Annotated in this window: 11 protein-coding genes; 4 read left to right on the top strand and 7 right to left on the bottom strand. The window is 56.3% G+C overall.

What is annotated here, in order from left to right; genetic code table 11:
* Positions 1-71: 71 nt before the first annotated feature.
* Positions 72-482 carry a type II toxin-antitoxin system HicB family antitoxin gene (locus Q0562_RS08945; protein ID WP_298643614.1) on the bottom strand — a complete coding sequence of 137 codons (411 nt, stop codon included), beginning with the start codon at positions 480-482 and terminating at the stop codon, positions 72-74.
* Between the two features lie 45 nt (positions 483-527).
* Positions 528-704 (bottom strand): type II toxin-antitoxin system HicA family toxin, encoded by a 177-nt coding sequence (locus Q0562_RS08940; RefSeq protein ID WP_298643613.1) that lies wholly within the window; start codon positions 702-704, stop codon positions 528-530.
* Between the two features lie 98 nt (positions 705-802).
* Here Q0562_RS08940 and Q0562_RS08935 point away from each other — a divergent pair, with 98 nt between their 5' ends.
* Positions 803-2791, top strand: coding sequence for a hypothetical protein (locus Q0562_RS08935; protein WP_298643611.1), 1989 nt, complete (start codon positions 803-805; stop codon positions 2789-2791).
* A gap of 160 nt (positions 2792-2951) precedes the next feature.
* Here Q0562_RS08935 and Q0562_RS08930 read toward each other — a convergent pair whose 3' ends face one another.
* Positions 2952-3362, bottom strand: a complete 411-nt coding sequence (locus Q0562_RS08930) for a hypothetical protein (RefSeq protein WP_298643610.1) — start codon at positions 3360-3362, stop codon at positions 2952-2954.
* On the opposite strand from Q0562_RS08930, the gene Q0562_RS08925 reads away from it, so the two are divergent.
* Positions 3361-3528, top strand: coding sequence for a hypothetical protein (locus Q0562_RS08925; RefSeq protein WP_298643608.1), 168 nt, complete (start codon positions 3361-3363; stop codon positions 3526-3528). The two genes, Q0562_RS08930 and Q0562_RS08925, sit on opposite strands and share 2 nt — an antisense overlap.
* On the opposite strand, the gene Q0562_RS08920 is transcribed toward Q0562_RS08925, so the two are convergent.
* From Q0562_RS08920 to Q0562_RS08905, 4 genes are all read right to left on the bottom strand, one after another.
* On the bottom strand, positions 3529-3756 hold the full coding sequence (locus tag Q0562_RS08920) for a hypothetical protein (RefSeq protein ID WP_298643606.1): 228 nt from the start codon (positions 3754-3756) through the stop codon (positions 3529-3531).
* A gap of 1 nt (position 3757) precedes the next feature.
* The gene (locus tag Q0562_RS08915) at positions 3758-4636 is read right to left on the bottom strand and encodes a hypothetical protein (RefSeq protein WP_298643605.1); all 879 of its coding nucleotides are present in this window, start codon (positions 4634-4636) and stop codon (positions 3758-3760) included.
* A 102-nt stretch (positions 4637-4738) separates the two neighbouring features.
* On the bottom strand, positions 4739-5389 hold the full coding sequence (locus Q0562_RS08910; RefSeq protein ID WP_298643604.1) for a hypothetical protein: 651 nt from the start codon (positions 5387-5389) through the stop codon (positions 4739-4741).
* A 113-nt stretch (positions 5390-5502) separates the two neighbouring features.
* Complete coding sequence (locus Q0562_RS08905) at positions 5503-5667, bottom strand: hypothetical protein (protein ID WP_298643603.1); 165 nt, start codon at positions 5665-5667, stop codon at positions 5503-5505.
* Positions 5668-6072: 405 nt separating this feature from the next.
* Between Q0562_RS08905 and Q0562_RS08900 the strand changes: the two genes are divergently transcribed.
* Together Q0562_RS08900 and Q0562_RS08895 are read left to right on the top strand one after the other, a co-directional pair.
* Positions 6073-6231, top strand: a complete 159-nt coding sequence (locus Q0562_RS08900) for a hypothetical protein (RefSeq protein ID WP_225756424.1) — start codon at positions 6073-6075, stop codon at positions 6229-6231.
* Positions 6232-6312: 81 nt separating this feature from the next.
* Entirely contained in the window at positions 6313-6513 is a 201-nt protein-coding gene (locus Q0562_RS08895; RefSeq protein ID WP_298643601.1) for a hypothetical protein, read from the top strand.
* Positions 6514-6698 lie beyond the last annotated feature (185 nt).

The following is a 6698-nucleotide window of genomic DNA, read 5'->3' as shown; positions in this document are numbered from 1 at the left end:
TACGCCAGCCCCGAAGACGGCACAGCGCAGTATGAAGCGGTGCAGGTGCATTTGCTGACGATATGACTACCCTACACCGACAGATGCAGCGGGCGACCCAGCGCGGCCAGCGCCCGTCCCAGCGTGTCAATACGCGTTTTGTGGCGCACATTGAGGATGCGCTGCACCTCGGGTGGCTGGGTATCGAGCAGACGGGCAAGGTTCGCCTTGCTTTCGCCCTTTTCCAAAAGGGTGTTGTGCAAAAGGATTTTGGCATAGACCGTTTCCGGCAAATAGACCGCCGTCTCCCCCTCGCGTCCTGCACGGGCAAGCGGGAAAACCCAGCCTTCATCAAAGTACAGCTCCACGCAGGTGAGCAGCACGTCCTCAGCCATCACCATCGCTTTCTCATCGGTTTGTGCGCAGGTCATGGCCTCCGGAATATCGGGGAAAGTGACGGTGATGCCGTCGGCGGCGTGGTCAAAGTGGGCGTAGTAGTACATAGCTTCTCCTGTGTTGCGGGGTGGACAATTCCCGAAGACCGGGGCTCACTTGAGCCCCAGTTGCTTCTTGATGGCTTCCGCCAGACCCGTCGTGATTTCGTCGCCGGGGTGGCGGGGCATATGGCTTACTTTGCCCTGATAGCGCAGCTGGATGTGTCTCTTGGCATCCGTTGCCTCCACCCCTTGGGACTTCAGCCATTTCAGGAATTGTCTTTGTTTCACTTCACCTCCGGTTGTTTCGATGGGGTGAATTATATGCTTCTGTGCTAACTATTGCCAGAAAAAATTAACATCCGTGTAAATATTTTATGGAGTAACCCATGCCCCAAAAACACACCGCTCTCACCAAGCAGAACCTGCAAATCTACCCGACCGAACGCCTTGACGACTCCGCCGACGGCGGCGGCTTGATGGTGAAAGACCCGCTCTCCGGACGCGAGAACGAACTCTTTACGCCCATTTCCGACGTGGCGCGCACCGTCGGCGCGCTTAACCTGCGCAGTGTCCACGGCGCGGTGCGGGTGCCGGAGAACATCCCGCTTGGCGGCGCACACATGATTATCTCGCGCCCGCCAAAAGCAGAGAACGTCAGCTACCTGCTCTACAAGGGCGTGCGCTACGGCGAATTGCGCCGCGACATCATCAAGCGCATCGAAGCCTATGCCGTTGCCACGATTGAATCGCGCATGACCCTGCTCTCGACGCAGTCGCTCGGCTCGCGCATCGTCCAGGCCTATCAGCGCCCCGGCGAGCCGCTGCCGCTGATTGGCGATGTGTACTGTCTGCGCCAGGAGGCGCGCGGTTATCCGCAGGTGGAGCAGTACATCCAGGTCATCCGCGTCACCTCGGAAGAGCGCACCTTCACCACGCCGGAAGGCAAGGAGTTTGTGAAAACGGTGGTGAAGATGGAGACCTCGACCGCGCTCACCACCGACTTTACCGGGGTAGATTATCCGGAGCCGGGCAAGGCGGAGCCGCCGTGCAAAATCAGGGAAACCCACATTGCCGACGGCGCGCAGTATTACGGAGTCAAGCCGCTGGTGGCGGACGCGAAAGCGCAGGCGCTCAAAATCCGCGTGCCGACCCTGATGGAAAAACTGGTGCCGACAGCGCAGGTGGAAACGGCGCTGACCGACCTTACCGCCGCCGGGCAGGCGCAGATTCTCGCCGCTTCCTCCACAGGCGTCATCACCCTCGCCGCCGCCACGCCGCTCAACGAGGGCGCGACCGTCCACCTCGGCAACGCCATCCTGCCCGGCTCGCTCACCCTCAGCGCGGGCGGCAGCACCCTCAACGACCGTGGCGGGACGCTGTACGCAGGCGATCAGGCCGTGGGCAGTATCGACTACCCGCGCGGCATCCTGACCTTCAGCCAGTATGTCAGCGGCAGTGCCTGGCAGGCGGCCTTCCGCCCGGCCGCCGAATTTATTCAGGTGGCGGACAGCGCGAGCATCAGCATCGTCAACAACAACCGGGGCTACAACTACGTGCAGACCATCATCCCCGCCCCGGCGCCGGGCAGCCTGCAAGTCAGCTACCGCGCGCAGGGGCGCTGGTACGATCTGCGCGACGACGGCAGCGGCGCGCTGCGCGGCGCGAGTGCCGCGCACGGCAGCGGCAGCCTCAACTACGCCACCGGCACCGTTTCCATCACCTGCGGCGAGCTGCCCGACGTCGGCAGTGAAATCCTCTACACCTGGGGAACAACGGCGACGGTAAACAACCGCAGCGGCGAGCGCCCGCAAGCGGTGATGCTGCTCAAAACCGAAGCAGGGGTTACGCCGGGCAGCGTCAAATTAAGCTGGACGGACAATGGCGCCAAAACGGCGCAGGATGACGGCGCGGGCAACATCACCGGCGCCTGGCGCGGGAAAATCGACTACCGCACGGGCGACATCACCCTGACGGACTTCCCGGGCGGCGGGCAGCACCTCGACGTCAAGGTGGATTACTCGGTGGGCGAGCCGCAAAACAAAGAATTCAAGGCACCCTTGCGCGACGGGCAGGGCATGGTCAGCCTCAACCTCGGCCAGACGCAAATCAAACCGAAGAGCTTCGCCATGACCTGGAACCTGCTGATCGAGGACTACGACCGCAAGGTGCAGGAGGGCGAGGCCTACCTGCGCCAGGCGGGACACGCTGCACTGCTGCCCGTGCTCAACGTGCAGACCTGCCTGGTTGACCCCTACAAGACCGTGCATGACGACGGCGCGGGCAAAGTGGTGGACGACGACGGCACGGAATATGGCACGATTGACTACGCGCGCGGCGTGGTCAAATTCAAGCCGGACATGTACGGCGCTTTTTAAATGTGCATAAAACCTGCTTTAAATGTGCATAAAACCTGCTTTAAATGTGCATAAGCTCTTGCCGCTTGCGTTGCTTATATCTGCATAAAATGCAGATTTATTCACCGCAGAAAAATCACCTCGAAAGCCACCCTTGCCGGTGGCTTTGTTTTTTGGGGCGTCAGAATTTGTACACCACGTTGTCCTCGTAAGTAGCCCTCTGGTTGAGGGTTGCTTTGAGGGTGGCAGTACGGTAGCCCGTAAAGTTCTGCCAGCCGTCCAGATGCTCTTGCAGGGTTAGATCAAGCCATGCCGGAAACTCGCTGCGCGTACTGGAAAACATGATATACGGTGGGCGCACCATCCGCATCAGTTGCAGGAAGGCGACCATGCCGAAGTAGTCGGCTTTGTGGTAGCCGTCTTGCGTCGTGTTGACGTAGGGCGGGTCAAGTACCAGCAACACGCGCGACTGCCCCGTGTAACGCGGCAGCAGGTCGCGGTAGTCCGCACGGATTACGGTAATGCCGTCAAGATAATGGGCGGCGGTGGGGTAGTCGGTTTGCCGGACGCGGTTGTAGTTGCTGTTGCGCATGATGCTGGCGATGTCGTTGGCTCTTGTCCCCGCCGCGCGCTATGAAGAGATGCAGGCGCGCCTGAAAGAATTTGAGGATGTTGTCCTTATCCCGTTCGTTGATACTCGCAATATGACGGATGCAGAGGCTATCGAAGCGCTTACATCCGGTAAAAATAAGCGTTAACTAGACCTTGATTTCCGCCCACGCCACCGCCGGAGCCTCGCCCTCAATCTCCAATGTATAGGCGTTGTAGTACACGTGCTGGCCGATTTGCCCTTGTCCGGTGAGGACGACCACAGCGCCGGTCGGGGTTTCGGCCACCCACATGTTCGCGCCTTTGCCGCCGGTGATTTTCGCGGTCATGCGCCGTTTGGGGTTGAGCAGGCTCTCAAATTGCTGGCGGATGTTCATATCAGTCCCCCATGTAGCGGTCGATGGTGAGCGTTTGTGTAACGACAGGCGCGTTGTTATCCAGTGTCACGTCCACCTGGATACCCTTGATGACGCCCTGCCATGTTTTCCCCGCTTCGGTGAATGCCCACACTGCGCCGAGGCTGGCGAGTGGCAGTTGGTATTTTTCCGCCCAGGGCAAGGTGACGGTCTCGATTTTGTGCGTTCCGGTTTCGGACAGGGCATGGATGCCTGCGGCACGGTGCGCGGTTTCGTCGGTGTAGAGGGCATGTTCGCGCAGCGCCGCTTCCGGCGTTTGGTCGGTACCTTCGCGCCACACCAGCGCGCCTTTGGCGGTCGCCCCTTTGCCGACCACACGCACACCATTGCAGCGCTCGCTGATGCGGCGTTGTCCCGACACGCTCAAGATCAGGTTGGACGGGATGGTGAGCGCCGGTGTCGGCTTTTCCCACGCGGCTTTTTGCCACACCGGGCGCACAAAGAGTTGCGGCTCGTAGGGATGCGACTCGACAAAGGCACCGATGGCCTGCGCGATGTCCATCACGACGGCAATCGGCGTTTGGCCGCTCACGGTGTAGTTGTCGCCCGGCACCAGCCAGTCCACCGCGTCCCAGCCCGCGATGGTGTAGGGCGTCGGCTGTAACTGTTCGTCGGCGATTTGCCGTGCGTAGCGGCTTTGTTCGTACTTGATATGCCGCCCCTGCGTGTAGTCCGCGCCCAGTTTGGCGGTGATACTGCGCCCGGTCACGGTGTAGCTGTGGCCGATAAAGCGCCGCGTGTCGCGGTAGTCTTCGGCGAGTATGTCCCAGCGCCGGTGGTTGATGCGCAGGGTGATGATGGCTTCGTCGCCCGCTCGGCGCGTGGTATGATTGGTTTGCATAGCCATTATGGCTATAAATATTAGCCACTTTCTCCCACTCTTCTCGTGTAAAAATAGCATAAATGGTATTTGCAATTTTATTAGGCATGGTTTTCTTCTCCTTTAAGATTTGTTGTGAAAAATATTTTTCACATTCTTGAAGAGGGTGTATATTAACAAAAATACAATAAAACAATAAGTAGCAACCCGATTTTCTGCATTATTCCGAGGCTCAATTTCTTTCAGCTTATTATCTTGCAATAGATAATTTACCTGAAAAGAACTAAGATTATAATCCATATCTAGATAATTCATTTTCAGTATCAGGCAGCTTCTTTTTTTATTAATTTGCAGTATCTCTAGTTTTTCAATAACATCATTGCCAGAAGATTTATTAAAATAATCTCGATTCTTGCATGGCGAGAAATTGCAATCACAATAATACGTTTTTCCATTAATGTTTAATTCCATAAAAGGATTTAGAGAACGGCGGGTATCAGGCCTAAGGCTGCGTTGGGCATACATGATTGGCGTTCTGGAATCGCCATCTGCAATAATCACATCTCCTTTGGCACTATCAAAAACCAATTTCTTTTTGAACTCAATCGTCGTTATCGGAAAAATGACATGGCGCGTTAGCAAGAATACAAAAAATAGAAATAAATATATCCAGTTAAATTGTTTTTGTGTCATAACACGTGCATCTATGTATACCATCAGCAGGATCGCACAAAATATAACCAAATTAATCCAGGTAAAATATTTTTGCATCATAGTATTTCTCCTGGTGTAGATGGGAAATCGGAATATCGCGTCTTGGTTTCTGCTGAGTCTGTCCGCGATGCCCGGCTGGGTATTCTTGAACGGCTTTTGACGTAAATGACATCTCATTTTTGCTGGTCAAAGCTCAAATACCGCTTGAATTCCATGCCTCTTTTGGGGAACAGAACAAAAACGACCAAGACCAGCCCGGCGAACAGCCCCAAATAAACCCGGTTATAGTATTGCTGCGACCGGGGTGGCCTCTCTTCAACATATTCGTTCAGTTTCATGGAATTCCTCCTGCCGTAATCCAGCAAATATCATATTTGCACCTTCATCAGAAATGCTTTGTTGGCGTGCCTGTCGCCATTCTGCGTGACAGCTAGAAATCCGTCTGTCCATATTTCCGTTCGTCATCATTATCCATGTCTTCCCAAAAATATATCATCATTCCAGGAATTATTTCCACCATAATAATTCTCATGAACTACTGCCGCCGCTCCTCGCCTGCATCGTCATCCTGCGCACCTGCCGCACCCTCTTCCCGGTAGTCGATGAAGCCAACGACGAGCCGGCCTCGCGCACGACCTCGACCTGCGCCCGATTGAAACCATCTTCATCGGCGGCGGCACGCCCAGCCTGTTGCGCGGTGCCGCCATTGACGCGCTGCTCGACGGCATCAACCGCTAAGCCCCTTGCCGGACAGCTGCGAAATCACCTTGGAAGCCAACCCCGGCACCTTTGAACAGGCGAAATTCGCCGACTACCCCGGCATCGGCGCCGGCGCGCACGGCAAACAGACGCGCGACGGCAGCATCAGCCGCAGCAGCAAATACCGCGCGCCGGGGGCGTAGCAAAAAGCGGCGGGCGCGGGCGACAGCCCCTACCGCGACCAGCGCTTCACCGTGCCGCGCGACGAACAGGTATTTGAATTCATGATGAACGCCCTGCGCCTGAAAGACGGCGTGCCAACCGCCTATCTGCACGAGCGCAGCGCGCTGACCCTGGACGAACTGCGGGCAACGCTGACGCAGTTCATCGCGCAAGGGCTGATAGAAGCCGACATCGAACAGCACCTGAAAACCAGCGAACGCGGCTTTGCCCTGCTCAACAACGTGCTGGATGCCTTTCTCTAAGAACCTGTTCAAAATCTCAAAAAAGCAAATTTTTTAGTGCACTGAAGCGCGGTAAACCGCGGCGTAATGGACAAATTTCATGCTAAAAATCGCTGTAGCCCTTACGCTGCAAGGCTTTACGCGAGGTCATAACCTTTGAACACAAAAAATGCTTTTTCTGCGGCTCCAAACAGGTCAAGAAAAAC

The organism is uncultured Cardiobacterium sp. (genome assembly GCF_938028825.1).
GTDB lineage: Bacteria > Pseudomonadota > Gammaproteobacteria > Cardiobacteriales > Cardiobacteriaceae > Cardiobacterium.
The sequence above is the reverse complement of the archived record's forward strand: the minus strand, read 5'-3'. Positions and strand labels throughout refer to the sequence as shown.

What these genes read in the sequence shown, in the direction of transcription:
- Q0562_RS08945 (WP_298643614.1), bottom strand. Translation starts at nt 482, where the DNA reads ATGTACTACTACGCCCACTTTGACCACGCCGCCGACGGCATCACCGTC.
- Q0562_RS08935 (WP_298643611.1), top strand. Translation starts at nt 803, where the DNA reads ATGCCCCAAAAACACACCGCTCTCACCAAGCAGAACCTGCAAATCTAC.
- Q0562_RS08925 (WP_298643608.1), top strand. Translation starts at nt 3,361, where the DNA reads ATGATGCTGGCGATGTCGTTGGCTCTTGTCCCCGCCGCGCGCTATGAA.
- Q0562_RS08930 (WP_298643610.1), bottom strand. Translation starts at nt 3,362, where the DNA reads ATGCGCAACAGCAACTACAACCGCGTCCGGCAAACCGACTACCCCACC.
- Q0562_RS08920 (WP_298643606.1), bottom strand. Translation starts at nt 3,756, where the DNA reads ATGAACATCCGCCAGCAATTTGAGAGCCTGCTCAACCCCAAACGGCGC.
- Q0562_RS08915 (WP_298643605.1), bottom strand. Translation starts at nt 4,636, where the DNA reads ATGCAAACCAATCATACCACGCGCCGAGCGGGCGACGAAGCCATCATC.
- Q0562_RS08910 (WP_298643604.1), bottom strand. Translation starts at nt 5,389, where the DNA reads ATGATGCAAAAATATTTTACCTGGATTAATTTGGTTATATTTTGTGCG.
- Q0562_RS08905 (WP_298643603.1), bottom strand. Translation starts at nt 5,667, where the DNA reads ATGAAACTGAACGAATATGTTGAAGAGAGGCCACCCCGGTCGCAGCAA.
- Q0562_RS08895 (WP_298643601.1), top strand. Translation starts at nt 6,313, where the DNA reads ATGATGAACGCCCTGCGCCTGAAAGACGGCGTGCCAACCGCCTATCTG.